We start from the raw sequence: 24,713 nt of genomic DNA, 5'->3' as shown, positions 1-24,713 counted from the left end.
TGTTCTGCAAGGGGTTCCGGGTTTACTCCACAGAGGAGAGAGGCCGGAGGCTCTTAGGGTGGTTGCTAGATGTTGTTCATAGCTACATAACTACATCTCTACAGCCCCTATTCTCACCTCCTGTGACCTCTGGTGGCTCTGCGCTTGGGGGCCGCTCGCGCCGTCCGCCTCGGCCCCCGGCCGGGCCCGGACATGGAAGTGGCCCGAATCACAGATGTTGGTCTGCGATCCGGGCCACCGGCCTGCTCTGCTACTGCTCAGCTCATGCCATGACTTCCGTGTCGTCCGTTGCTTCCGCGTCCTCGTCTTCGCAGGTTCCTGCCCAGAAAACTTCGAGGCGATCCTTGACAGGCATGTGGTTGCCCTTTCGTCCGACGGGTGCGACCTCCACCTTGTCCAGCATCATGGCCACGAAGTCCCGCCGGTCATCCAGGCTCCAGCGATCCCAAATCGTGCCCTTGCCGATTGGGTCGCTCTCCCGCTCTGGCGAGAACCACTCTGTGGGAAGCTCCACCGGTCCATTCAGTTCCGCCTCAAGGTGATCAATCTTGCTGATCAGTCGAGCCTCTGAATTCGTGAGTCGCTTCACGGACGCCCTGTACTGCTTTTCCATGGTCGGGCCCACATACACGTTCGCCTCTCGGTCCGCAGAAAGGTTGGTCAGGGCGCCTTGGACGTGTTCAAGTTCCTTCCGTGCGGCCTTGAGTTCGGCGGTCCGCCTACCGCCGTCGGCCTGGGCTGCGAAACGGCGCGCTACGGCCGAGATGAAAGCCTGGTCCTCCGGGTCGGTGGCGTCCATGCCGGCCAGGCGCTGGAAGGCCATCCGAGGCAGGTGATCCTCAATCTGTCGGGCTGTGACGCCCTGGCTGTGCTTGCCCGCGCCCTTGGGGCCACCAGGGCCCGTGTTGCACGTGTAGAACGGGTACTTGTTCTTGCCGCTTCCCGGGTTGCTCTGCATTGGGCGCCCGCAGGTCTGGCAGGTGAGGATGCGCTGCCGCGTGAAGATGCCCACCCAGTCTTCGCCGTCCCGCTCCTTACGCCGCCGGACGCTCTTGGCGTCCCGCCCCATAAACTCCTGCAACTCCCACCATTCTTCGGGGGTGATGATCCCCTCATGCAGCATTACCGGTTCCCCATCCGGCCCATACATGATTTCCCGGTAAAACGTAGTGACGCGCCGCTTCTTATTTCCCTCGTCATCCGTTTCCACTCGGGTAGTCGGCTCAATGGAGTAACCCGCATATCGGGGGTCGCGGAGAATCTTGTAAACGGCCTGCCGGTTCCAGTCCGCATTACCCCGCGCGGTCTTAATTCCGCGCTCCTTGAGCTTTAGGCATATTTCATCCTCGTTCATGCCTTTGAATCGGCGGTAATTGATGATATCCAGCACGTGGTCACTGGGCAGTGAATTTTCATCGACGCCGAATTTCGGCTTGAGCTTTCCAACCTTCACACCATCGACAAGGACGCGCTCGATTTCAAGGCCATACGGCGCCAGGCCGGAGACGTGGCCGCCGCGCTGGCGGATTTGGTCAAGCGCAGCCGTAATGTAAACGGACTTCTGGTTTGACTCCTGCGCGGCCAGCGCAGCCGTCAGGCCCAAGATTGCTTGCCCGACCGGGTTGTTCGGGTCGGTGTCAAGCCACGGTTCGGTGACCGAGATCAACCGGACGCCATGCTTTGCCAGTACGTCAACAACCGACAGAACGTCGAGTGCGCCCTTGCGGGAGAGGCGGGACAGGGACCAGACGATTACGACGTCCAGAAGATTGTTCGTAACGGCGTGCATCATGCCGTCGTATCCGGGCCTCTTCACTCCGGGGGCCCACCCGGAAACACCGATGTCTGCAAACACGTGCTCGGGGTTCACATGCCACCCGGCGTGGGTCGGCGCCTTGACCAGGTGCAGAGCCCCGTCAAGCTGCGCCCGGGGGCTTCCGTGGCTCTGCGTCTTGGTAGTGGTGCCGTCCTCGGCTTCCTCGCTCTCCTCGCGCGCCTTGGACTGGCGGATCAGCAGCCCCACGCGCACGCTGTCCGGCCCAGCTATTCGCGGAGCCGGCAGGGCCTCGGCCATGGCCCGTTCGATGAGCTCCACCCACTCAACGGGGCAGTGCAACGGCTTGGTATCGGTGTTTCCCATGGTCAGGACCGTACTAGACCTCAGTTGCAGTAGTAAGGAGTTCCTGATCCAGGGCTTCTACGACCGGATGACGTACGAACACGCGGCCGACGCCCGGGCCCGGATGGCCCACACCAGGGACTTCGCCGAACGGCTGGAGATCACCCTGACCTCCTGGCTGGACTGCGCGGCGGGCTACCACGAGTTCGCCGCCCAGTTCTTCCGCACGGCGGCCGACCCGGACAGCCCGCTCAGCCCGTTCTCCAACGAGTCGCACCCGGCCCGGGCGACGGCGGTCGAACTGTTCCGCGAGACGCTCAGCGGCTCCGACCTCGCACCGAAGCTGGACGCCGAACTGGTCGAGCTGATGCCCGACCTGCTCTGGCTGCACCTGATGGTCGTGGTGCTGTACTGGGTCTTCGACCGCACCCCGGACACCGAGCGCACCCGTGCCTTCGTCAAGCGCTGCACCCCGCTGGTGGCGAAGGTGGTCAACCTCTCCCGGTACCGGGTCTTCCGCCCGCTGGTGCGCGACGCCAAGGGGCTGATCCAGGACTTCGTGCTGCCGACCGTCGGCCGCACCGTCCGCCCGTGACCGGCACCGCGCCGGACACCACCACCGACAACACCACCGCCACCAAGGCCGGTACGGCCGATGCCACCGGCGCCCGCCTGGTCACCGACGTCCTGCAACCGCGCAACACCCTGCTGGCCGGGATGCCCGGCATCGGCCTCGCGGCGGCCGGCGACTGGACGGGCCTCCCGTGGGGCCTGCTCGGCGCGGTGTGCGCGGGGATCGTCCCCGCGTCGTACATCGAGTGGGAGCGGCGGCGCGGCACCTGGGGCGACCGCCACGTGGTGGACCGCCGGCAGCGCGCCCCGATCTTCCTGGTCATCCTCGGCTCGATCGGCGCCGGGGCGGCGGTGATGCTCCTCGGCCACGCGCCCACCGGCATCCTGGTGGCGATGCTCGCGCTGTGGGCGATGACCGTCGTCCTGCTGGCCGTCAACACGGTCTGGAAGATCAGCGTGGACTCCGCGGTCGCCTCGGCCGTCGTGGCGATGCTCGCCGCCGTCCACTCGCCGTGGTGGCTCGCCGGCCACCTCGTGGTCGTGGCGGTCTGCTGGTCACGCGTGGCACTGGCGTACCACTCCGTCGCGCAGACCGTCGCCGGCGCGGGCCTGGGAGCGGCCACCGCGGCGGTGTTCGCCCTGAGGTGATCGGCGGTCGGCGGGTGCTGGCCGGCGGGCTCCGGTCGACGGGAGCAGCCCGGCCGTCGACCGGGCGCCCCGCCGACCGTCCGTCAGAAGCCGTCCGGGTTCCAGGCCTGCTGCGGGGTGCGCAGCAGGAGGTCCGCGGCCGCGGCGCCGCCGGGGCGGACCTCGGTGAGCAGGCCGGCGGCGGCCAGCCTGGTGGCGTTGCCGGTACCGAGGTAGAGCTCGGCCAGCCGGGCCGCGGTCAGGGCGAGGTCCGGGGCGTCGTCCGTCGGGGCGCAGCGGCCGGTGCCGTCGTCGGCGGTCTCCAGCGCCCACCGGCCCGCGGCGTAGCCGGCCGGGTCGGTGACGTCCAGGACGATCCGGCCGGCTGCGGCGTACGTCCGGACGGCGAAGGCGGCGGGGACGTCCAGCAGGCGCAGCCAGGTGAAGTCCCCGGTCTCGCCGGCCGGGCCGGCGCCGCGCGGGTCGTGCAGCAGGAGCCGCAGCGGGTCGTCCGCGCCGAGGCCCTCGACCACCACGGTGCGGACCCAGTCGACCGAGAAGACCAGCTGCCAGAGCGCGTTGGCGGTCGGCCGGTCGAGCGCGAGGTGGTCCAGGACGGTGAGGGTGCAGTCGGGGACGTTGCCGTCCCACTTGTCGTCCACGGTGTAGGTGATCAGTCCGGTGACCTGGCCGTCGGAGTCACGGTGGAGGGCCGCGAACGGCTCCTTCCAGTCGAAGCCGGGCAGCGTGATGTCGCCGGTGGTGAGCCGCCACCAGGGTTCGGGGCGGCTGATCGCGCCGGGCTGCGTACGGCGCCAGCGCTCGTGCAGGTCGCTGCCCAGCTTGCGGAGGTCGGCCATGTCGACGAAGTCGATCCGGCCGCCGTCCGGGAGGGGCAGGTCGGTGCGCAGGCCGCGGGAGCGGGCCAGGTCGATCCGCAGGCCCTGGTTCTGGGTGGCCGGGCCGAAACCGTACCGGCCGTAGATGTTGTACTCGGCGGCGATCAGGATGGCGGCGGCGCTGCCGCGCTCGCGGGCGGCGGCCAGGTCACGGCCCATCATGGCGGTGAGCAGGCCGCGGCGGCGGTGGGTCGCCGTGACCGTGACGGCGGTGATGGCGTCCACCGGCAGGGCGGCGCCGCCGGGCACCGTCAGCTCGCTGTCGAAACTGCGGAAGGTGGCGACGCAGCGGTCGCCGCCGTCCGAGGTGTCGAACGCGCCGAGGCAGCGGCCCGGCTCGAACAGCAGCCGGCGCCAGTCCAGACCGGGGTCCACGTGTGGCCGCAGGAAGCCGCGCGCGATGGCGCGGTCCCAGTTCGGCAGCTCCTCCTCGGTCACCGCGCGGATCTCGATCTCGTGGCCGAGGCGGCCCGGTACGACGTTGCCCATCCGGCCACCGTACGGCGCGGCGCGCAGGGCGGCACCTGCTTTTCCGCCCGCCCCGGCGGGCGGCTCCCGGCCTGTCCACGGCGGTGCGCCCCACCCCACCGCCGCGTCGGGCTACGGGCGGGCGTAGAAGTCGGGGATCCCCATGATCCAGAGGCTGGCCTGCTTGATCTCGGTGCCCGGGCGGGGGGCTTCGATCATCTGGTCGCCGCCGAGGTAGATGCCGACGTGGTAGATGTCCTCCGGGCGGCCGGTCCTGGTCCAGAAGACCAGGTCGCCGGGGCGGAGTTGGCGGTACGTGACGGGGGTGGACTCGGCGTACTGGTCGGCCGCGAAGTGGGTGAGGCGTCTGCCGCCGGCGCGCCAGGCCATCATGGTCAGGCCCGAGCAGTCGTAGCCGGTCGGGCCCTCGCCGCCCCAGACGTAGGGCAGGCCGATCAGCGAGCGGGCGAAGGCGACCGCGGCCTGGGCTCCGCCCGCGGACCAGGCGTTGTCGGCGGCGGGCCGGGAGGGCGGGGTGGGGCCGGTCGGGACGGCGGCGGCGGCCGCGGCTGCGGCCAGGGCGGCCGCTCTGGCCTCCTCCTCGGCCTGCCGGGCGGCGATCGCCTCCAAAGCCTCCTGGCGGCGGCGTTCGAGGTCGAGGGTGGTGTTGCGGGCGGTCGCGAGCTCGGTGAGGAGCTGTTCCCCGCGCCGGGCGGTGTCGGCTGCCTGTTCCTGGATGGCGGCGAGCCGGGCTTCGGCCTGTTCCCTGGTGGTCCGGACGGCGTCGGCGGCCCGGGCGGCCTCGGTCTCGGCCGTGCGGGCGGCCTCCGCGGCGCGGTCGGCCTCGGCGGCGGTGGCGGTGGCCTCGTCCAGGATCTGCCTGGTCCGGCTGCCGGCCATGCCGACGGCGGCGGCCTGCTCGGTGGCGGCGCGCGGGCCGCGGGCGCCGAGCAGGGCGTCGATCGCGGATAGTTCGGCGGAGGCGCCCTGCCGGTAGGTCTCGGCGGCGAGCTGGGCGGCCCGTTCGGCGGCGGCGGCGTGGGCGGTCCGGGCCTCGGCGGAGCGCCGTTCGGCGGCGGCGGCCGCCGTCCGGGCGCGTTCCAACCGGACCTGGGCGCCGTTGTGGGCCTCGACGGCCTGCTCGGCGGTCCGGCCGGCTTCGGTCAGGGCGCTCCGGGCGGCGGCGAGCCGGGCCTCGACGGTGCTCGTCGCGGCGGCCTTGGCGTCGGCCTGGGCCTTGGCGCGGGCGATCTCCTCGGCGGACGGGTAAGCGTCCTCGGCGGGCGCCACCGTCGTGGCCGGCACGGGCGCGGCGGTGGCTGCGGGCAGCAGCCCGACCACACCGGCGAGGGTGAGCAGGAGCGTCGGCAGCAGTCTGCGGGCCACGGCGACAGCCTTTCGTCCGGTGCGGCTGATGGGCGGTCCCGACGCCCCACCAGGTGACACATCGGTCACTCACGGTGATTTTCCCAGAGCAGGCGGCCTGTCGGTGAGACCGCCATGCGGCCGTCCGGGTGATCTGTCCGATTGTCTGCGCGGGGGGCGCTCAGCGCCTGGGCTGCGGGTGCGGCAGCCGCGGGTGCCGGTAGGGCGTGCGGGCGCCCGGCCCCGTCGCGGAGGTCGGGCGGTCGGTGCCGGGCCGGACGGCGTAGGTGCGCATCCGTCCGGCGTGCACCGTCCGGCGGCGGCGGCGGGCGCCGTCCTCCCGCTCCGGGTCGGGCCCGGTGGACGCCTGCGCCCGCTGGGCGACCGGCGACGCGGAGCGCCGGTCGGCGAGCCGGGCCGAGCGCCGGGCGAGCGAGCGGGCCGCGTGGGCGTCCAGGTGGGCGGTGGCCCGGGCGGCCATCCGCTCGGCGACCCGGTGGGTGGCGGTGTGGTGGGCGGCCACCTTGTCGGGCGCGCCGGCGATCAGGTCGAAGAGCCAGGTACGGGCGCGGTCGGCCCGGACGTGCAGCCGCCGTTCGCGGCGGGCCGCGCGGCGCCGGCGGCGCGGCCGGCCGGCGTACCGCCAGCGGGCCCACGGGCTGGTGGGCCGGGCCAGCCGGACGGCGCCGACGGCGGACAGGCCGGGCACCATGATGCCGAGCAGGCCGGTCCACATCTTCCCCTTGAGCAGGGCGACCACCGACAGCAGCGCGTTGACGGAGATCACCGCGACCAGGCCCCAGCGGCCCCAGCCGGTGGGCGAGCTCTGGCCGGGCACCGCGCCGAGCGGCACGTAGCCGGTCAGCAGCAACGCGGTGACCAGGATGCCGAGGATCACCGCGTCCACCGACTTGCGGCCCTGCGCGCTCCAGTACACGTCGTCGAGGTGCAGGATCAGCGCGAACTCGTCCAGCACCAGGCCGCAGCCGATGCCGAAGCTGAGCCCGAACCAGTTGATCCAGGGGTGGGCGCCGTTGGTGGCGATCACCCCGATGCCGCCGAGCAGCAGGAAGCCCAGGCCGAAGACCATGTGGTGGATGTGCAGGCCGCCCGGGGTGATGTTGCCGGGCCACCAGCGCACCTTGGCCCGGATCATCCGGACGCTGAAGCGGATGCAGACGAAGGAGGTGATGAAGCCGGCGAGCAGCAGGAAGAGCGGTTGCTTGTGGGTCGCGACGATGTGCTCGCGGTAGCCGTCCAGCAGGGTGCCGATCATCGTGGTGCTTGCCTTCGTTCGGTGGTGCTCTCGGTCCTTCCGGCTAACGGCCGGTCAGAACCCCCGGGTGCGCTTCGCCGCCCTGCGGGGCACCAGCAGGTACGGCGCGATGCGGTCGGTGGCACCGGGTGCCTTCAGGAACAGACGTGCGACCTCGCCTCCCAGGTTCACCCCGATGGCGAGGGCCATCGCGATCGCCGCGGCCCGGGTGATCGAGACCAGCCCCGCGCTGGAGTGCCCCTGGGCGAGGGCGAGCATGCCGAGGTACAGCGCGGAACCGGGCATCAGCGGGCCGATCGCGGCGGTCACGTAGGGCAGCGCGGAGGCGTAGCGGTAGCGGGCCATCAGCTGGCCGAAGAGGCCGACCAGGCCGGCCGCGAGCCCGGTCGAGACGATCGGGGAGATCTCGGCGTTGTAGGCGAGCACCCCGTACGTGGACCAGCCGATGGCGCTGTTGAGCACCACCATCGGCAGGGTGCGGCGGTCGGTCTGCAGCAGCATCGCGAAGGCGACGGTGAGCACCATCGCGGCGGCCAGTTGCAGCGGCGGGTCGGCCGAGCCGGCCAGGCTCTCGTCCGGTCGCAGGTTGGCGTTGAAGTTGACGCCGACGTAGAGCACCAGCATCACGCCGATCACGATGCCGGCCACCAGGTAGACGACTTCGAGCAGGCGGGCGGCGGCGGTGATGTAGAAGCCGGTCAGGCCGTCCTGGACGGCGGCGACCATGGCCCGGCCGGGGAGCAGCGCGAAGAGCCCACCGGTGATGACCACGGAGCCGCGCAGGTGCAGGTCGTTGAAGGAGAGCGCGATGCCGAAGGCGGCGGCCGGCATCGCGCCGATCACGAACTGGTAGAACTCCGGCAGCCCGCGCCCGGCGATCAGCGCGGCGAGCCGGTCGCCGAGGACGGCGGCGACGAAGGCGCTGCCGAACACCAGCCAGGCCTTGCCGTCGACCCGGCCGCCGACCAGGAAGGTGGCCGCACCCGCCAGCAGGCCGGTGGCCAGGGCCAGCAGCCAGATCGGGTACGGGTGCCGGTTGCGGCGGATCCGGGCGAGCCGGCGGTAGGCGTCGTTGATGCCGGCCTGCTCGGCCGTGATGTCGGCGACCAGCCGGTAGACGGCGGCGAGGCGGGTGTAGTCGGAGGTGCGGCGGCGCACCACCCGATCCGCGGTGACGGGGGCGTCGGTGAGCGAGGGCTGGTGCGAGATGGAGATCAGGGTGAAGGTGACCTGCGGTTCGCAGTGGTCCAGCCGGTAGGCGTGGGCGATGCCGAGCATCGCGGCCTCGACGTCCTCGGCGGCCTCACCGCTGGCCAGCAGCAGTTCGCCGATCCGCAGGGTCAGGTCGAGGATGCGCGGCACGTTGCGGCCCGCGGCGGAGGGGTGCAGTTCGCGGGAGGTCCGCTCGAAGGCGGGCCGCTCCGCCATCGGGGTGCGCAGCAGGGTCCGCATCCGGTCCGGCCAGGGGGCGTCGCCGGGGGCGCCGGGCTGGAGGGTGGATATCGCGGTGCCGGCGGCCGGCGTGTACCCGGCGGCTCGCCAGTCCTCCGGGGTGAGGGTGTCCTCGGCGACGCTGCGGGGCTGGTCCGCGGGAGCGGGGGCGAGCAGGCCGTCGGTGGGCATCGGGGCCGGGGCGAGCGGGATGGCGGTCTGCGCCCCGATCGGCGGCGTGTCCGGGCCGAGCAGGCCTTCGGTGGGCGGCGGCGCGTCCGGTGCCGTGGTGTCACTGCCGCCGCCCTGCCGGCCCTGCTTCGGCACGTCCGCTCCTCGCCGCCCCTGGTGGCCGCGCCGGCCACGGTGTGCTCCCGTCTGCCCCCACCTTGCCCGATCGAACGGTCCGGTGCATATGTACGGTGCGGTGGACCTGCGGTTAAGACTCTCCTGCGGCGGTCCGGGCGCTCCGGCCGACCGGTTCGGACGGGGCGGGTGCGGGGGCGGGTGCGGCCGGCTCAGGCGCGGGTGGCGGCGGCGGACGAGCGCCGGGCGCGGAGCAGTTCGAACACCACCGGCAGCACGGAGAGCAGCACGATGCCGAGGCAGATGAACTCGATGTTGTCCCGGACGAAGGCGATCCGGCCGAGGAAGTAGCCGAGCACGGTGACGCCCGCACCCCACAGCACGCCACCGAGCACGTTGTAGAGGACGAAGGTGCGGTAGTCCATCCGGCCGACGCCGGCGACGATCGGGGTGAAGGTGCGGATCACCGGGACGAAGCGGGCCAGCACGATGGCCTTGGGGCCGTGCCGTTCGAAGAAGGCACCGGCCTTCTCCACGTTCTCCTGCTGGAACAGCCGGGAGTCGGGCCTGCGGAACAGGCCCGGCCCGACCTTGCGGCCGAAGAGGTAGCCGACCTGGTCGCCGGCGACCGCGGCGGCCACCACCAGCAGGCAGACCAGCCAGAGCGGCTGGCTGAGGAAGCGCCCGCCGGAGGCCACCAGCAGGCCGGTGGTGAAGAGCAGCGAGTCCCCCGGCAGGAAGAACCCGATCAGCAGACCGGACTCGGCGAAGACCACGGCGAGGATGCCGATCAGGCCGAACGTCGAGATCAGCTGGGTCGGGTCGAGCCAGGACGGGCCGAGGGCGAGGCTGGTCACGGTGTGCGCGCTCCTGAAGGTCGACTCTTGGCAATGGAATAGTAAAGCAATTGCCAAGAGTCTCCCCGGCCGGCCCTGCCGCCCGTCAGCGAGTGAACCAGGACCCGCTCTCCCCCGAGGCATAGGTCTTGATGATCACCAACGCCAGCACGATGCCGCCGACGGCCGCGAACGCGCCGGAGAACAGCGCGACGGCCGAGCTGAGCACGGACACCGCCTCGACCATGATCACCACAGCCCGGACCCAGCCGTAGCGGCGCGGGGTCAGTGCCGCGCAGACCACCAGCAGCACCGCGACGGCGATCGTGACCACCCCGATCAGCTGGAGCACGCCGGTGCCGTCGTCGTTGCCGTGGTCGGCCTCGTCGCTCGCGTACGCGTAGAGCACCACGCCCGCGAAGACGTTGATCAGCGCCTGGAAGGCGATGCCCCCGATGGCGAACTTCAGCGCCCTCGGCATCGGACCGACGGCGGCTGCCTGATAGCTCGTCATATTCCTTCTCCCCCTTGCCTCGTGCCGTACCGTGAGGTTCCAGCGACGCCAGACGCCTGTCAACGGGCGTGACAGGGCGGACCGGCGCACATGAGCTCAGATCAAGCGCCCCCTGTGCGCCCCTGCAACCGTGACGCCACCGCGCCCGGCTACCGGTAGTCCTGTTCCCGCACCGGCCGCCCGGGCGGCACCGGCCGGAGCCCGAACGCCCCGAACGCGATGGCCGCACCCCGGCCGAGACCGCCCGCCGACCTGCGCCGCGAGGCCCGCCGGCCCGCCCCCGCCCCCGCCCCCACCGTCCGATGCATCCCGCCCATGGCCCGTACCCCCGCTCGACGACACCGGTGCTCCCTCCTCCTGTCGTACCGGCAGCGACCCGGGTTCATCCGCCTGCACGGGCAAACTCACCCGTCCCGGCGAAACCGTGGACACCGGTTCGTCCGGGCGCTCCCAGGGCGTACCGCCGCGCGACGACGGCGATACGCGGCTCACCAAGACTTGACCGGCCGGCGGGGACCTCGTGCACAACCGGCCTCCGCGCGGGCCGCGGCCCCGAGCTGCCCTTCTTCCTCCCCCAAGGAGAACGGTGAAGCTCAAGCAGTTGACTCGACGGATATCCGGCGCCGTCGTCCTCATGGTCGCCCTCGCGCTGCCGGCCGTCACCGGAGCCCAGAGCGCCTCGGCCGCGACCGGCGCGGACGCCGCGGCCCTCGCCGCCGCGAACGTCGGCAAGAGCGCCGGCACCTGCGCCGACAACCCCACCCACAACAGCCTCGGCGGCGACCAGTTCATCACCAGTTGCTCCGGCGGGTTCAGCGGCGGCCCCGAGTACTGGTGCGCCGACTTCGCCAAGTGGGTGTGGCAGAAGGCCGGGTTCGCCGTCACCGGACTCGACGCCTCCGCGGCGAGCTTCCAGGCCTACGGCCTGAGCCACGGCACCCAGCACACCGCGGCCGGATACGTCCCGCAGCCCGGTGACGCCGTCGAGTACGGCAGCACCCACGACTCCGAGATCCACCACGTGGGACTGGTCACCGCGGTCAACGCCGACGGCTCCGTCGTCACGGCCGACGGCGACTGGAACGGCAGGTCGCAGGCCGGCTCGATGGCGGAGTTCGCGAAGAGCTCCAGCGTCGCCTCGATCACCATCCCGGCCGCGCAGCGGGCCGTGGGGAGCGTCCAAAGCACCGTCGACCCCACCGACGGCTACTACATCGTCGGCTACACCTCGCCGTCGACGGTGAGCGGCAACCCGTACACGCCGACCGCCGTCTGCGGCACCGGCTTCTCCGTCGTGGACTCGCACAGCCTGACGGGGGCCCAGGTCTACCTGCTCTACAACGGCGCCACCGGCCAGAACTGCGTGACCACCCTCGTGGACCAGCCCGCCGGAGCCGTCACGCTCGACGCCACCCTGAGCGTCCAGGGCGGCGCCTCGGCGAGCGACCCGGGCAGCTTCGCCTCGTACGCCGGACCGGTCAAGCTGGCCGCGCCCGGCGCCTGCGTGAAGTGGGGCGGAACCTTCAAGTCCACCACCTGGACGAGCGACTGGACCCACTGCGGCTGACCCGCCGACCGGCCGGGGCGGGGTGCCCGCACCCACCCCCGGCCTCAGACCTCGCCGAACGCCCCCGCAGCGGCAGCCCGCACGAAGGAAGCCCACGCCTCCCGGGGAAACATCAGCGCGGCGCCCTCGGGGCTCTTGGAGTCACGCACCGGGACGACGGCGTCGAGGTTGTAGGCCACCTCGATGCAGTTGCCGCCGTTGTTGTCGCTATGGCTGCTCTTGAACCAGCTCGAATTGGCGAGATCGACCTTCGGGGCCATGTTCAACAGTCCTTCCATGACTCGGCGGATCAACCGGGCCGATTCGGGCGCGGACAACGCGTCAGCCCGCAGGCGATCATAGGCCTTTGCCCGCCTGGCCACCTGGTGCGGCTCACTGATGAAGTGGCCTCTGTCGAGGCTCTCCGAGTAGACCCAGTCGGTGCCGTCCGGAAGCGCCAGCAGGGTGAGTGAGACGCCGGACGGCGCCCGCGCACCGAGCCGGAAGGGCGCGACCTGGACCACAATGTTGGGCCGCCTGGCCAACTCCAACAGGTGGCCGAGCTGCTCGTGCATCACCTGTGCACCGCCCACCACCTTCCAGAGCACCGACTCGTCGAGCACCACCACCAGCAGGGGCCCGTCCTCGGCCATGAACCGCGTCTGCCTGCTCAGCCGCGCCGCCACGCGTTCGGAGATCATCTCCTCGTCACCTGCGGCGTCGCCCTCCGAGAACAGCGCCCGCGCGTAGGCAGGTGTCTGCAGGAGCCCCGAAACCCAAGCAACTTCGTAGTTGCGGACCGTCTTCGCCTGGGCTTCCATCTCGACGAACCGCCGGAACCAGTCCGGGTGCTCGACCTCCCGGTGCCAGTCGACCTTGGCCCACGCCGTGGCCAACAGGTCCCCCGTGCCGAGCAGTTCGTCGCAGTGCTGGATCAGCCTCGCCTGGGGCACCCGGTCGCCCGACTCGATGCGGGAGACCAGGGAGCGGTCGCAGTGCAGCTTCGCCGCGAGGTCGGTGATGGTCATCCCGGCCCGTTCGCGGGCGGTCGTGAGGAGCCAGGCGAGGAACTGGGGTGAGCACTGCTCCCCCTTCGGCGCGGTCGCCGCACGTCGGACCATGTTTCCAACTCCCCCGTGACGCTCCCGGATGGCACGCGTGATCCCTCGCCACGCTACTACCGTGCGGTCATGCTTGGTTGCGGAGAGCAAGGGAACCGGGGGCGCGCGAGAGCGCACCCGACGAAGGGAGCGACCATGCACGCCGTGACCGAGCGGCCCGCGCCGCCGAAGGCCGGGTGAGCGCCGTGGGTTCCGTGATCGACCGGCACACGGCCGACGCCCGGCGGGAAGCCGCCCATGCGCTGCGGGAGTTGACCAGGTCCCTGGAGGCCGCGCACGTCCGGCTCCCCTCGCTGGGCGTCGACTGGCGCTCCGCGCGGGTGTCCGGCACCGTGCTGGTGGAGCTCGGCGCGGTCCGGCCGGACGTCGCGCTGCGGCTGGCGGCCGTGGTCTGGACGGGGTCGACGGCGCCCTGGTGCCCGGCCGTCGGCGAACCGGTGGTCGACCTGGTCTCGGGCCGGGTGGGCGAGTTCCGGGGCGAGGCGGACGGCCGGTGGTGGCTGCGTCCGCACGGCGGCGGGCGGGAGTGGGACGCCGACCCGCGGATGGTCCGGGCGGCCGGGGGGCGGGTGTGAACGAGACCGCGCTGCACGGTTTCCGCTGTCTGGAGCCGGACGCCTCGGGTACGCCCTGCGGCGCCGCGTCGGGGCTGTCCGACGGCGAGGAGGCCGCCCGGCGGTGGCTGGACGAGCACCGGGCGGCGCACCCGCACCACCTGGCCTTCGTGCACATCTGCCACCGCGGCGGGGTGCGTTCCCCCGCCGCGACGGCGGCCGGCCCGGATCAGAGGCCGTAGCGCTCCACGATGTCCCGGTGCCGGGCGGTGTCCAGACCGCCGGCCTCGGCGAGGTCGAGCCAGCTGGCCGGGTGCGGCCAGGCGGCCGTCAGCCGCAGCAGCAGGGCGTCCGCGTCCGCCGCCGTGGCGGTGGGCGGGACACCGAGCGCGGCGTAGATGCCGGGCAGGCCGTCGCCGTCCTCCCCGGTGGGGTCGGTGACGCGGTACTGGTCGCCGCTGTACGCCCAGATGCCGTAGCCGGCCTCCTGGAGGGCGCCGCGCAGGGCGACCCAGTGTTCGTCGCCGGGCCAGGCGCCGTCCAGCCAGTGGGTGGTGTAGCCGGCCGGGTCGAGCAGGGTGAGCATCTCGAAGGTGGGGCGCCAGTGCTCGCGCGCCTCGTCGGTCTCGGGCGGGTCGTTCAGCACGGCCGGGCCGAAGACCACGGTGTCGCGGTGGTTGAGCGGGAGTTCGTCGCCGAGCACGGGCAGCACCCGGGCGGTGGCCGGGCCGGTGCGGATCGCCGGGAACTCGGCGGTGGAGCCGTTGGTCCGGGTGGCCCGCAGGGTGACGATCTGCCACTCCTCGTCGACCGGGCCCGCGTCCTGGTCGAACTCGATGTCCAGCCGGGCGCCGACCGCGCGGACGGTGTCCCAGTCCCGGTTGGCGGAGGCGGCGGTGATCAGGTGCCAGAGGTCGGGCTCCTGGACGGTGCGGTGGTGGTCCTCGGGACCGGCCTTGGCCTCGTCCAGGGCGTGCTCCAGCAGGTCCTGGTAGTGCCGCTGGGCCGCCGCGTGGTCGCCGGTCCTGGTGGCGGCGGTGGCGGCCAGCCGACGGGTGTTGATGGCGTCCGGCTCGTGGGCGAGCACGCCCGCGCAGTGCTCGCCGACCTCGGTCCAGCGGCCCTCGGCGGCGGCCCAGCGGGCGCGCAGCCAGTGCGCGTCCGAGGGGTCGGTGGCCAGCAGGCGGTCGGCGAGGCGGCGGACGCCGTCGCCGTCGCGGGCGTCGATCAGCATCGAGCCGAGCATCCCGGCCAGGTAGTCCTGGTCGCGGCCGCCGTCCAGCTCGGCCCAGAGCAGGTCGGCGGCGGCGCGGGTGTGGCCGAGCAGGCCGAGCACGCCGGCCAGGTTGGCGACCAGTGCGGGGGTGTCGGCGGCGGGGTCGGTCCGCGCGGCGGAGAGCAGGTCGGCGCCGGTCTCCGGGGCGGGGGTGTGCTGGGCCAGCCAGTCGACAAGGTCGGTGGCCGGCACCGGGAGTTCGGGGGTGGGCAGGGCCTCGGCGGCGGCCTTCAGCTCGGCCAGCCGGTCGGCGACGCCGTCGGTGCGGCGCAGCACCGCGAGCTTGCGCTCACCGGTGGCGACCAGGGTGAGGGCGACCGTCCGGGCGCCGCGGGCGACGGCGAGGCGGCCCGCGACCAGCAGCAGGTCGAGGCAGGGGCGGTGGGAGCCGGCGGTGTCGAGGTGGCCGACCCAGCGGGCGAGCAGCGCGCCGAGTTCGGCGTCGTTGGCGAGGGCGCCGTGCGGCAGCGCGCCTGCCTCGGAGAGGAGTTCGACGGCGCGGGCCCAGCGGTGCCGGATGTCGGCGTACTGGTCGGCCTCCTCGGCGGGGGGCAGTACGTCGAGGGCGGTGTCGGTGCGGCCGAGGGCTGCGAGGTTGAGGGCGCGGCCGGCGGCGAGCTTGCGGCGGTCGTCGTCGTCGAGCCGGTTGCGGCCGGCGACGTAGGCGCGTTCGGCGGTGTCGTACGCGGCCAGGGCGTCCTGGTAGCGGCCGAGCCGGTGCAGGGCGGAGGCGCGGCTGTGGCCGAAGGCGAGCGAGACCTGTTCGCCGGCGGCCTGGATCCGGGCCTGGGCGCGGTCGAGGTGGCCGAGTGCCTCCTCGCCGCGGTCGTCGTCCTCCAGGGTGTCGGCGTACTCGCGGGAGAGGCAGTCGAAGCAGGCCCGGGCGGGTTCGACCCGCTTCAGGGTCTCCTCCAGGACGGCGAGGCGCTCGGTGACGTAGCCGGGGCCGTCGATGTTGGCGTGGCAGATGGTGAAGTCCTGGACGGCGCAGACCGACTGCGGGCAGTTCGCGGTCTCCTCGCGGTGGGCGAAGTCGAGGAGGGAGACCGCCTCGGCCATCGCGGCCTCGCCCTGGTGCCGCTTGTTCAGCAGGTTCTGCAGCCGCCAGTGACGCAGGAAGACCTCGACCCAGGGCAGGTCGAGGGCCCGGGCGGAGGCCAGCGCCTCCGGGTACATGGCGTCCAGCTGCTCGTTGCGGCCCTCGACGGCGTGGCCGGCGATCTCGGCGAGCGCGGTGGCCAGCCGGTGCTGGCCGGACTCGGCGAGCTGGCGGTGGGTGTCGTGCACCCAGCCCCAGATGTCGGTGGTCATGCGGTGTTCCCCCCGTGGTGCGGTGCGGTCGCGGGGTGCGCGGCCGACTCGGTGGTTCCGGTGGTGCGGGTGGTGCTCGCCGTGCGGGTCATGCCTTCTGCGGTGGTCATCCGGGCCGGCCCGGCGGCTCGTCCGTACTCGGGCCGCCGGCCGGGCCGCCGGCCGAGGAACCGTGCGGTCCCGACAGCCGGTCGGGCACCGCGACCGTCTCGGGCATCGCGGCCGTGAGCGCGGAGACCGCGGTGGAGACGCCGGCCAGGGCCGCCGTGAGGTCGCCCGTCGCGGAGCCGGCTGCGGAGGCCATGATCACCTTGAGCGAGCGGAGCAGCGCGGCCGCCGTGGTGCTGCCGGTGTGCCCGGTGCGGTAGGCCGTCAGCAGGTCCTGGACGGCGGGGGCGGCGAGGTTGAGGTAGAGCCGGGCCCGGACGGTGCCGTCGGTCCTGGCGGTGAAGGCGCGGGCGAGCCGCAGCGCGGCGGAGGGGATCCGGGCGTCGGCCTGGTCGTCCTCGATCCGGGCCTTGAGCTCGGCCTCCCGGTCGGGCACCAGCACCAGCGGCAGGCCGGGCGGGTCGAACCGGGCGGGGACGAGCTGTTCGCCCTCGTCGGCCAGGGCGGCGCCGAGCCAGGCCCGCTCCTCGGCGGGCAGCGGGCGCTCCGGGTCGCGGAACAGCTCCCGGTTGCCGCTCTCGCTGCCGAGTTCGACGATCCGGCAGTCCCGCAGCTGGGCGTAGCGGCGCAGGAACGGCAGCACCGCGTACCGGTCGCCGCGGGCGATCGGCACCTGCATCGCGCGGTAGAGCATCTCCTCGAAGCCGCCGCCGCTGCCGAGCGCGACGTGCACGGCGCCCGAGCCGGCCGCCCGCAGCGCCCCGGCCGTCAGGTCGCCCTGCGAGGTGGGCACCGGGACGTCGTCGGCGAGCAGGGTGAACAGCCGGTCGTCGCAGAGCGCGGCGCCGAGCAGGTCCTGCCCGTGCCGGGCGAGGATGCGCCGCCAGGCCGCGGGGTGCAGCCGGGCGGTCTCGTACAGGCCGTCCACGATGGCGTCGGTGAGGGCCTGTTGGAGGGCGCGGTAGTGGTCGTCGCGCTGGAGGTCCTCGCGGCTGGCGGTGGGGGTGAGCCGGCTCGACTCGATCACGCCGCCGATGAACCCGGCCCAGCTGGGCAGCAGGTCGCGGGCGTCCTCGGAGAGCAGCATGCCGCGCAGGTAGACCGAGAGGTCGCGGTTGTCGCTGGAGCCGTAGGTGCCGCCGTCCTGCACCCAGAGCAGGCCGACGGCGTCGGTCCGCCCCTCGACCGGTTCGACCGGGAAGGCGGTGAGCGGCTCGAACCGGCGGCCGAAGGCGGTGGCGAAGCGCATCCGCGCGGGGTGCGGGTCGCCGTTCCGCTGCGGGGTGCGCCAGGGCACCGGGACGTCGTTGACCGGGGTCTCGTCGTCGCCGACGTAGACCGGGATCGGCAGCAGCACGCAGTACCGGCCGAGCACCTCGCGCAGCGCGTACTCGTCGGCCAGGTGGGCGTGTTCGGGCTTGAGCCGCAGTTCGACCTCGGTGCCGGGGGCGGGTCTGGCGGCGACGGGCTCGACGCTGTACTGCTCGCCGCCGCGGCTGCGGTAGCGGTGGCCGAGGTGGGGTTCGCGGTGCGAGGTGGTGGTGACGGTGACCTCGTCGGCGACCGAGAAGGCGGACAGGAAGCCGAGGCCGAAGGCGCCGATCAGCTCCTGGTTCCCGGTGAGTTCGCGCAGCATCCGGGTGTAGCCGGTGCCGACGGTCGCCAGGTAGGAGTGGATCTCCGGCTCGGTGAGGCCGGCGCCGGTGTCCTCGATGGCGACGGTGCGGCGTTCGGCGTCGCCGCGCACCCTGATCAGCGGCGCGGCGGTGGAGTCCGGGTCCTCCAGCCTGCGCCGGGTGTGCGAGTCGTGGGCGTTCTGCACGAGTTCGCGCAGGGCGACCAGCGGGGTGGAGTAGAGGTGGGTGGCGAGGACGCTCACCAGGCCGCCGAGATCGACCTCGGTCGTGCGCAGATTGTCGGCGGCGGAGAAATCCCCGGCGGGCCCTTGGCCGGGCGGCTGACCTTGAGACATGAGGCCCCAGTCTGCCAGTACGACAATCTGTCGACCAGCACTTTCTGTCACCCCCGATCCGATGAGATACCCGGTCAACCGGAAGTTGACGTGAACGCCGCCGGTCACCCGGCCACCGGGTGGGGGAAATCACCGCTGTTCGGGGGGATTCCCGCAGGCTTGCACACCTATGGGCCCGATGACGCTTTCCGGGGCACCCGATATCCGTGACACCTTCGAGCGAACCGTCCGATCACCGCTGGTGACCAATGGGCCGTCTCGGCAATCCTGATGAGGCGACGCCAGAACCTTCGCGAACGGGGCGGCCGACCCCGTGCGCCCTCTTTTCGCACCCCATCAGGGAGACCTCCGTGTCCCGTGTTCGCGCGGGCGACGCGGGCCTGGCGCACCACGTCCACGGCCCGTCCGTCCTCTACTAGCCCGGTACCGATTCCGGCAGGACCGGTGAGGGGGCGGACCCGCGCGGGGTCCGCCCCCTCACCCCTGCCGCCCTGCCGCCCTGCCGCCCTGCCGCCCTGCCGCCCTGCCGCCCTGCCGCCCTGCCGCCCTGCCGCCTACAGCCCCAGCACGGCCCGGCTCAGCGCGTCCAGCCCGGGCACCGGTTCGCCGCCGCCCGGCCGGTGCCGCACCCCGTCGTTCACCAGCGCGAACATCGCGTGCACCCGGATCCGCGCCTCGGCCCGGTCGTACTCCGGCCGCAGCTGCCGCAGCAGGTCGACCCAGGTGCGCAGGAAGTCCCGCCGGAAGTCCAGCGCGGCCTTCCGGTCCGGCGGCGCCAGCCGCTCCGTCTCGCGCAGCATCGCGCCCAGGTAGTGGCTGTTGCGCCGGGCGAAGTCCAGGTAGGCGTCCAGGCCCGCGGCGAGAGCGTCCGCGGGCGAGGACGCGTCGGCCAGGGCACCGCCGACCTCGTGCCACAGCCGCTCCCGGCTGCGCGACAGGGCCGCCGCCAACAGGTCGGCCTTGGTGGCGAAGTGCTTGTAGACGCTCGGGCCGGCGATGCCGACGGCCGCGCCCAGCCGGTCGGTGCTGACGTTGTCGAAGCCCCGGGTGTCGAACAGCCGGACGGCGGCGGCCAGCAGCTCCTCCCGCCGCGAACCCGCCGGCACCGTGCCGGGACCGGCCGCCCGGGGGGCGTCCCGGCCGGGCAGCTCCCGGGCCGTCAGCAGCGCCGCGCCGAGCCTGCGCAGCAGCCGCTCGAACTGCCGCCGCGGCGGCGCGAAGGTGTGGTGCGACAGGCTGCCGTACATCGCGAGCATCGACCAGCAGCGGAACTCAGCGGCCGCCGCCCCGGCGCCCGCCGTCTCCGGGCCGTCGACGATCCGGGCCATCACCGCCACCTGGCCGCGCAACTCCCGGCGCAGCCGCGCCTGTTGGGCGGGCGGCAGCAGCCGCGCCTCGCGCTGCCACAGTGTCCCGAGCGCCCGGTGCTCGATCGCCGCGCCGGCCAGGGCCGCGCACAGCGCGTCGGGCCCGTCGGCCCCGCGCCGGACCGCCTCGCCCAGGACGGCCAGCTCCGCCTCGACGGCGCACCGCAGCAGTTCGGGCTTCCCGCGGAAGTGCCGGTACAGCGCGGGTGCGGTGATGCCCACCTCGGCGGCGACCTCCGCCATCGACACCTGGTGGTAGCCGTGCCGGTGGAACTGCCCGACCGCGGCCGCGAGGATCTGCGCCCGACGCCCGGGCGGACGCCGGACGACCTCCCGCTCCGCCACCGCGCCCACCCCCCGCAGGCCGTTCGCACCCTGCCCGCACACCGCTCGCACACCGTTCACCGAATCGGCGCTCAGGGTAGCAAGGATTCACTTGAGCCCTGCTCGACCCGTGCGCCACCGACCCCGACCGCTCCGCCGACCGGTGCATCGATGCTGGACAGCCGTGGCTACCGGCGATTAACTTGTCCCGCGATCAGCCGCTGTCCGAAGGGAGCGCCGCCGTGCGCCGTACCGTCTTCACCGAGGACCACGAGGCCTTCCGGGAGACCATCCGGGACTTCATCGCCAAGGAGGTCGTCCCGGTCTACGAGAGCTGGGAGACGGCCGGCCACCCGCCGCGCGACTTCTACCGCAAGCTCGGCGCGCTCGGCGTCTACGGCATCGAGGTGCCCGAGGAGTACGGCGGCGCGGGCGAGAGCGGCTTCAAGTACCAGGCCGTGGTCACCGAGGAGTGCGCCCGCGCGGGCGTCACCTTCGGCTCCTCGGGGGTGCACACCGGTCTGGTGCTGCCCTACCTGATGGAGTACGCGAACGAGGAGCAGAAGCGCCGCTGGCTGCCGGGGTTCGTCTCCGGTGACATCATGACCGCCATCGCGATGACCGAGCCCGGCGCCGGCTCCGACCTGGCGGGCATCACCACCACCGCGAAGCTGTCCGAGGACGGCACCCACTACGTCCTCAACGGCGCCAAGACCTTCATCACCGGCGGCGTCCTCGCCGACCTGGTCCTGGTGGTCTGCCGGACCTCCCCGCCCGACCCGCAGGACCGCCGGGCCGGCCTGTCCATCCTGTGCGTGGACACCACCTCCGAGGGCTACACGGTGGGCCGCAAGCTGCAGAAGATCGGCCTGCGCACCTCCGACACCGCCGAACTCGCCTTCAGCGACGTCAAGGTGCCCGTCGCGGACCGGCTCGGCGAGGAGGGCGCGGCCTTCGGCTACCTCACCCACAACCTGGTGCAGGAGCGCCTCGCCATCGCCGTCGGCGCGTACGCCTCCGCCGCGGCGGCCGTGCGCTTCGCGGTGCGGTACGTGAAGGACCGCGAGGTGTTCGGCAAGACGGTCGCCGAGTTCCAGAACACCAAGTTCACCCTGGCCGACTGCGAGGCCCAGGTGGTCGCCCAGCAGTCCATGGTGGACCGCGCCCTGGAGCTCTACCAGCACGGCGAACTGACGGTCGCGGACGCCGCGGCCGCCAAGCTGTTCTGCACCGAGTCGGCCTCCCAGGTGATCGACAAGTGCCTCCAGCTGCACGGCGGCTACGGCTACATCCTGGAGTACCCGATCGCCCGCCTCTACACCGACAACCGGGTGTTCCGGATCTACGGCGGCACCAGCGAGGTCATGCGCAGCATCGTCGCCAAGTCGCTCGGCCTGTAGCCGCTCGGCCCGTGGTCGCCCGGCCCGTGGAGGCCACCGCCCGGGCGCACCCGCTGCCGCCCCCGGACCGCTCCGGGGGCGGCAGTCGTGGTGCGGCCCGGGTCAGTTCATCGAACTGCTCTGACCGGCCTCGCTGCGCCACGCCTCCAGACCGGCCATCGAGGCCGCCCGGGCCTGCTGCATCGCCCTTGCCGCCCGCTCGGACGGGGAGGTGTCCATCCGCCGGACGTAATCGCGCCCGGCCGAAGCGAGTGAGACGCCGACGATGACCGCGCCCGCCATGGTGAGCAGGGCGCCCACGCCGCCGAGCAGCGCACCGGTGGTGAGCACCGTGCGGTTGACGTTGAATCCGTCGCTGAACCTGTTATTGGTCGCCATACCCTCCACCATCGGCCCGAGCGGGCCGTCGCGCACGCCGGGAGGGCCGACCTACCCCCTGGTGGCGGTCCAGCGCGCGCGGAGGGCGGGCCCGGGCCTAGGGTCGCGGCGGGGGTCCCGCCCACGCAGGAGGCCGCGATGTCCGAGCCCGCACCCGTCGATCTGAACGCCCTGGCCGACGAGCACAGCGCCAGGGCCGCCACCTCGCCGCACGGCCGCAGCGCCCACCTGCTGCTGCACGACAGCGTGCTGCGGCAGACCGTGATCGCGCTGCGGGCGGACGCCGCGCTGGACGAGCACAACGCCCCGGTGGCGGCCAGCCTGCTGGTGCTGCGCGGCCGGGTCTCGCTGACCGTCGCGGGCCGCCGCCGGGAGCTGACGGCCGGACAGCTCCACCCGATCCCGCAGGAGCGGCACGGGCTGCTCGCGCACGAGGACTCGGTGGTGCTGCTGACGGCCGTGACCAACTGACCCGGCGCAGCCCGGCCCGCCGGCTCACCTCGGTCCGAGGACGCCCTCACTGACCAGTTCCAGCCCGCGCAGCAGTTCGGCGCCGCTCGGCGTCTGCTCGGGCGAGATCAGCCACTGCGCCGCCAGCCCCGCCAGCAGGGCCTGGTAGAAGGCGCCGCGGGCCATCTCGTCCGGGGTGTCGGGGACCTGCTCCAGCCCCTGGAAGATCGCGGCCAGCCCGAGCCGGCCGTCCCGCTGGGCCTCGTCGAAGGCCTGGCGCAGCCCCTTGGCGTCGTCGGTGCGGGCCAGCACCTCGAACTGCGCCGTCCACAGGCCGCGGTTCTCGACGAACGTGCGCTGGACCTGGTCCCAGGCGGCGGCGAACCGCTCCTTCGGGTCGGTCACCCCGGCGGCCTCGGAGAGCGCGGCGCCGACGGCCGCACCCCAGTCCTCCAGCGCGGCGATCATCGCCTGGGCCAGCAGTTCGTCCTTGGAGCCGTAGTGGTAGCCGATCGCGGCCAGGCTGACCCCGGCGGCGGTGGCGATGTCGCGGGCCGTGGTGCGCCCGTAGCCCTTGTCGAGCAGGCAGCGCTTGGCGCCCGCCAGCAGATCCTCGCGGTTTCCCATGCGGTCGATGCTACGCCAGGTATGGGACAAACGTCTCGAACGATCGAGTTAGACGTTTGTACTAGACATATGTGTCACACGCTCGTACAGTCATCCCCATGACCGCAACCAACGGCCTCGCCGGCCGCCGCGAATGGACGGGCCTCGCCGTCCTCCTGCTCCCGACCCTCGTCCTCGCGATGGACATGGGGGTGCTGTTCTTCGCCGTCCCGTACATCGCCACCGACATGCGGCCCAGCGGCACCCAGCAGCTGTGGATCATGGACATGTACTCGTTCCTGCTGGCCGGCCTGCTGATCCCGATGGGCGCGCTCGGCGACCGGATCGGCCGCCGCCGGCTGCTGACGGCGGGCGCCGCGGGCTTCGCCGCCGCCTCGCTGGTCGCGGCCTACGCCGACGGCGCCGCCCAGCTGATCGCCGCCCGGGCCCTGCTCGGCATCACCGGGGCCACCCTGATGCCGTCCACGCTGGCGCTGATCCGCAACATGTTCCACGACGCCAAGCAGCGGCAGGCCGCGATCGGCATCTGGAGCGCGGCGATGATGGGCGGCGCCACGCTCGGCCCGGTGGTCGGCGGGCTGCTGCTCGACCACTTCTGGTGGGGCTCGGCCTTCCTCGCCGCCGTCCCGGTGATGCTGCTGGTGCTGCTCGCCGCGCCCGTCCTGCTGCCCGAGTACCGGGCCACCCCCACCGGCCGCTTCGACCTGCTCGGCGCCGCGCTGTCGATCGCCACCGTGCTGCCCGTGGTCTACGGGATCAAGACCCTGGCCGTGGACGGCTGGAGCCTGCCGCCGCTGCTCGTCCTGGCGGCCGGCCTGCTGACCGGCGCCGGCCTGGTGGCCCGGCTGCGGACCGCCGCCCACCCGCTGATCGACCTGAGCCTGTTCCGGATCCGCACCTACAGCGGCGCGATCACCGTCAACACCATCGCCATGTTCGCCATGATGGGCTTCACCCTCTTCACCTCCCAGTACCTCCAGCTGGTCAAGGGCCTGAGCCCGCTGGCCGCCTCGCTCTGGGCGCTGCTGCCGAGCGTCGGCGTCGGCGCGGCGGTCGGCGGGATCGGCGCGCTGGCCGGCAAGGTCCGCCCGGCGACCCTGATGACCTGTGGGTTCGTGCTCGGCGCGGCCGGCTTCGGCCTGATGACCCTGGTCGGCCCGGACACCCCGCTGGCCGTGATCCTGACCGCCGCCGCCGTGATCGCGGCCGGCTCGGTCGGCACCATGACCCTCACCGCCGAGATGGTGGTCTCCGCCGCCCCCGCCGAGCGGGCCGGCGCCGCCTCCGCCACCTCGGAGACCGCGAGCGAGCTCGGCAGCTCGCTGGGCATCGCCCTGCTCGGCGCGGCCGGCGCCGCGATCTACCGGACCCGGCTGGACGGCGGGGTGACGGCCGGGCTGCCCGCCGACGCGGCCCGGGCGGCGCAGGACACCCTCGGCGGGGCCGTCACGGTGGCCGGAAGGCTCTCCGGCCGGGCCGGCACCGAACTGCTGACCGCCGGTCGGGCGGCCTTCACCGACGGGATGCACGTGGCGGCCGTGGTCGGCCTGCTGGTCATGCTCGGCGCGGCGCTCGCCGCCAACCGCATGATGCGGCACCTGCCGGCCGCCCCCGCGGGCACGGCCGCCGAGAGCCGGCCGGCCACCGTCTGACCCGGCGGGGCCCCGCCGGGCACGCCGTCCGCGGATCATCAGGGCCCCGGCCGACACCAGTCGGCCGGGGCCCTCGCCGTGCCGCGCGCCTTTCCGGCCGGGCCGCCCTAGCGTGGTCCGCGACCCGGCGGACCGACCCGCGCGGCACCGGCCCGGCGGCACCGCACCGCAGCACCGCACCGCGCCGCAGCACCGCAGCACCCCCGACCGCAG

The 24,713-nt window shown here is 73.1% G+C and carries 21 protein-coding genes; 8 read left to right on the top strand and 13 right to left on the bottom strand.

Annotated elements, in window-relative coordinates:
• Positions 1-262: 262 nt before the first annotated feature.
• A complete protein-coding gene (locus ACIOFR_RS13730; protein ID WP_400996064.1) occupies positions 263-2,140 on the bottom strand; it encodes a recombinase family protein in 1,878 nt (625 codons plus the stop codon).
• On the opposite strand from ACIOFR_RS13730, the gene ACIOFR_RS13725 reads away from it, so the two are divergent.
• Entirely contained in the window at positions 2,139-2,714 is a 576-nt protein-coding gene (locus ACIOFR_RS13725; RefSeq protein ID WP_400996062.1) for a TetR family transcriptional regulator C-terminal domain-containing protein, read from the top strand. The two genes, ACIOFR_RS13730 and ACIOFR_RS13725, sit on opposite strands and share 2 nt — an antisense overlap.
• Entirely contained in the window at positions 2,711-3,340 is a 630-nt protein-coding gene (locus ACIOFR_RS13720) for a hypothetical protein (RefSeq protein WP_400996060.1), read from the top strand. The genes ACIOFR_RS13725 and ACIOFR_RS13720 overlap by 4 nt, the downstream gene beginning before the upstream one ends.
• Before the next feature lie 83 nt (positions 3,341-3,423).
• Here ACIOFR_RS13720 and ACIOFR_RS13715 read toward each other — a convergent pair whose 3' ends face one another.
• The 6 genes from ACIOFR_RS13715 to ACIOFR_RS13690 form a co-directional block, all read right to left on the bottom strand.
• Positions 3,424-4,707 (bottom strand): GNAT family N-acetyltransferase, encoded by a 1,284-nt coding sequence (locus tag ACIOFR_RS13715; protein WP_400996057.1) that lies wholly within the window; start codon positions 4,705-4,707, stop codon positions 3,424-3,426.
• Between the two features lie 111 nt (positions 4,708-4,818).
• Positions 4,819-6,072: a C40 family peptidase gene (locus tag ACIOFR_RS13710; protein ID WP_400996054.1), complete on the bottom strand. Its 1,254-nt coding sequence runs from the start codon at positions 6,070-6,072 to the stop codon at positions 4,819-4,821.
• Positions 6,073-6,232: 160 nt separating this feature from the next.
• Positions 6,233-7,327: a hypothetical protein gene (locus ACIOFR_RS13705; RefSeq protein WP_400996052.1), complete on the bottom strand. Its 1,095-nt coding sequence runs from the start codon at positions 7,325-7,327 to the stop codon at positions 6,233-6,235.
• A 54-nt stretch (positions 7,328-7,381) separates the two neighbouring features.
• A complete protein-coding gene (locus ACIOFR_RS13700; RefSeq protein WP_400996050.1) occupies positions 7,382-9,085 on the bottom strand; it encodes a threonine/serine exporter family protein in 1,704 nt (567 codons plus the stop codon).
• A 191-nt stretch (positions 9,086-9,276) separates the two neighbouring features.
• The gene (locus ACIOFR_RS13695) at positions 9,277-9,921 is read right to left on the bottom strand and encodes a DedA family protein (protein WP_400996048.1); all 645 of its coding nucleotides are present in this window, start codon (positions 9,919-9,921) and stop codon (positions 9,277-9,279) included.
• Between the two features lie 85 nt (positions 9,922-10,006).
• The gene (locus tag ACIOFR_RS13690; RefSeq protein ID WP_400996045.1) at positions 10,007-10,414 is read right to left on the bottom strand and encodes a hypothetical protein; all 408 of its coding nucleotides are present in this window, start codon (positions 10,412-10,414) and stop codon (positions 10,007-10,009) included.
• A 586-nt stretch (positions 10,415-11,000) separates the two neighbouring features.
• Here ACIOFR_RS13690 and ACIOFR_RS13685 point away from each other — a divergent pair.
• Positions 11,001-11,981, top strand: coding sequence for a CHAP domain-containing protein (locus ACIOFR_RS13685; protein ID WP_400996043.1), 981 nt, complete (start codon positions 11,001-11,003; stop codon positions 11,979-11,981).
• A gap of 44 nt (positions 11,982-12,025) precedes the next feature.
• Here ACIOFR_RS13685 and ACIOFR_RS13680 read toward each other — a convergent pair whose 3' ends face one another.
• Complete coding sequence (locus ACIOFR_RS13680; protein WP_400996040.1) at positions 12,026-12,988, bottom strand: Scr1 family TA system antitoxin-like transcriptional regulator; 963 nt, start codon at positions 12,986-12,988, stop codon at positions 12,026-12,028.
• A gap of 278 nt (positions 12,989-13,266) precedes the next feature.
• Between ACIOFR_RS13680 and ACIOFR_RS13675 the strand changes: the two genes are divergently transcribed.
• Positions 13,267-13,656 (top strand): hypothetical protein, encoded by a 390-nt coding sequence (locus tag ACIOFR_RS13675; protein ID WP_400996037.1) that lies wholly within the window; start codon positions 13,267-13,269, stop codon positions 13,654-13,656.
• Positions 13,653-13,877 carry a hypothetical protein gene (locus ACIOFR_RS13670; protein ID WP_400996035.1) on the top strand — a complete coding sequence of 75 codons (225 nt, stop codon included), beginning with the start codon at positions 13,653-13,655 and terminating at the stop codon, positions 13,875-13,877. The genes ACIOFR_RS13675 and ACIOFR_RS13670 overlap by 4 nt, the downstream gene beginning before the upstream one ends.
• Here ACIOFR_RS13670 and ACIOFR_RS13665 read toward each other — a convergent pair.
• The 3 genes from ACIOFR_RS13665 to ACIOFR_RS13655 form a co-directional block, all read right to left on the bottom strand.
• Positions 13,865-16,222, bottom strand: a complete 2,358-nt coding sequence (locus ACIOFR_RS13665; RefSeq protein ID WP_400996033.1) for a hypothetical protein — start codon at positions 16,220-16,222, stop codon at positions 13,865-13,867. The genes ACIOFR_RS13670 and ACIOFR_RS13665 overlap by 13 nt on opposite strands.
• Positions 16,223-16,328: 106 nt before the next feature.
• Complete coding sequence (locus ACIOFR_RS13660; RefSeq protein ID WP_400996030.1) at positions 16,329-18,302, bottom strand: ATP-binding protein; 1,974 nt, start codon at positions 18,300-18,302, stop codon at positions 16,329-16,331.
• A gap of 554 nt (positions 18,303-18,856) precedes the next feature.
• Positions 18,857-20,074 carry a TetR/AcrR family transcriptional regulator gene (locus tag ACIOFR_RS13655; RefSeq protein ID WP_400996028.1) on the bottom strand — a complete coding sequence of 406 codons (1,218 nt, stop codon included), beginning with the start codon at positions 20,072-20,074 and terminating at the stop codon, positions 18,857-18,859.
• 161 nt (positions 20,075-20,235) lie between these two features.
• Here ACIOFR_RS13655 and ACIOFR_RS13650 point away from each other — a divergent pair, with 161 nt between their 5' ends.
• Positions 20,236-21,393 carry an acyl-CoA dehydrogenase family protein gene (locus ACIOFR_RS13650; RefSeq protein ID WP_400996026.1) on the top strand — a complete coding sequence of 386 codons (1,158 nt, stop codon included), beginning with the start codon at positions 20,236-20,238 and terminating at the stop codon, positions 21,391-21,393.
• 102 nt (positions 21,394-21,495) lie between these two features.
• Here the strand turns inward: ACIOFR_RS13650 and ACIOFR_RS13645 are convergent, their stop codons facing one another.
• Positions 21,496-21,771: a hypothetical protein gene (locus ACIOFR_RS13645; protein ID WP_400996023.1), complete on the bottom strand. Its 276-nt coding sequence runs from the start codon at positions 21,769-21,771 to the stop codon at positions 21,496-21,498.
• A 138-nt stretch (positions 21,772-21,909) separates the two neighbouring features.
• On the opposite strand from ACIOFR_RS13645, the gene ACIOFR_RS13640 reads away from it, so the two are divergent.
• A complete protein-coding gene (locus ACIOFR_RS13640; RefSeq protein ID WP_400996020.1) occupies positions 21,910-22,242 on the top strand; it encodes a cupin in 333 nt (110 codons plus the stop codon).
• Positions 22,243-22,266: 24 nt separating this feature from the next.
• Here ACIOFR_RS13640 and ACIOFR_RS13635 read toward each other — a convergent pair whose 3' ends face one another.
• A complete protein-coding gene (locus ACIOFR_RS13635) occupies positions 22,267-22,848 on the bottom strand; it encodes a TetR/AcrR family transcriptional regulator (protein ID WP_400996018.1) in 582 nt (193 codons plus the stop codon).
• Positions 22,849-22,946: 98 nt separating this feature from the next.
• Here ACIOFR_RS13635 and ACIOFR_RS13630 point away from each other — a divergent pair, with 98 nt between their 5' ends.
• On the top strand, positions 22,947-24,500 hold the full coding sequence (locus ACIOFR_RS13630; protein WP_400996016.1) for an MFS transporter: 1,554 nt from the start codon (positions 22,947-22,949) through the stop codon (positions 24,498-24,500).
• Positions 24,501-24,713 lie beyond the last annotated feature (213 nt).

Source organism: Kitasatospora sp. NPDC088346 (assembly GCF_044740765.1).
GTDB lineage: Bacteria > Actinomycetota > Actinomycetes > Streptomycetales > Streptomycetaceae > Kitasatospora.
This window is presented reverse-complemented; position numbering and strand designations above follow the sequence as displayed.

Bases quoted from the DNA above. Each gene is read 5' to 3' on its own strand.
- ACIOFR_RS13725 (WP_400996062.1), top strand. From the start codon at position 2,139: ATGGTCAGGACCGTACTAGACCTCAGTTGCAGTAGTAAGGAGTTCCTG.
- ACIOFR_RS13730 (WP_400996064.1), bottom strand. From the start codon at position 2,140: ATGGGAAACACCGATACCAAGCCGTTGCACTGCCCCGTTGAGTGGGTG.
- ACIOFR_RS13715 (WP_400996057.1), bottom strand. From the start codon at position 4,707: ATGGGCAACGTCGTACCGGGCCGCCTCGGCCACGAGATCGAGATCCGC.
- ACIOFR_RS13705 (WP_400996052.1), bottom strand. From the start codon at position 7,327: ATGATCGGCACCCTGCTGGACGGCTACCGCGAGCACATCGTCGCGACC.
- ACIOFR_RS13690 (WP_400996045.1), bottom strand. From the start codon at position 10,414: ATGACGAGCTATCAGGCAGCCGCCGTCGGTCCGATGCCGAGGGCGCTG.
- ACIOFR_RS13680 (WP_400996040.1), bottom strand. From the start codon at position 12,988: ATGACCATCACCGACCTCGCGGCGAAGCTGCACTGCGACCGCTCCCTG.
- ACIOFR_RS13665 (WP_400996033.1), bottom strand. From the start codon at position 16,222: ATGACCACCGACATCTGGGGCTGGGTGCACGACACCCACCGCCAGCTC.
- ACIOFR_RS13660 (WP_400996030.1), bottom strand. From the start codon at position 18,302: ATGTCTCAAGGTCAGCCGCCCGGCCAAGGGCCCGCCGGGGATTTCTCC.
- ACIOFR_RS13645 (WP_400996023.1), bottom strand. From the start codon at position 21,771: ATGGCGACCAATAACAGGTTCAGCGACGGATTCAACGTCAACCGCACG.
- ACIOFR_RS13640 (WP_400996020.1), top strand. From the start codon at position 21,910: ATGTCCGAGCCCGCACCCGTCGATCTGAACGCCCTGGCCGACGAGCAC.
- ACIOFR_RS13635 (WP_400996018.1), bottom strand. From the start codon at position 22,848: ATGGGAAACCGCGAGGATCTGCTGGCGGGCGCCAAGCGCTGCCTGCTC.
- ACIOFR_RS13630 (WP_400996016.1), top strand. From the start codon at position 22,947: ATGACCGCAACCAACGGCCTCGCCGGCCGCCGCGAATGGACGGGCCTC.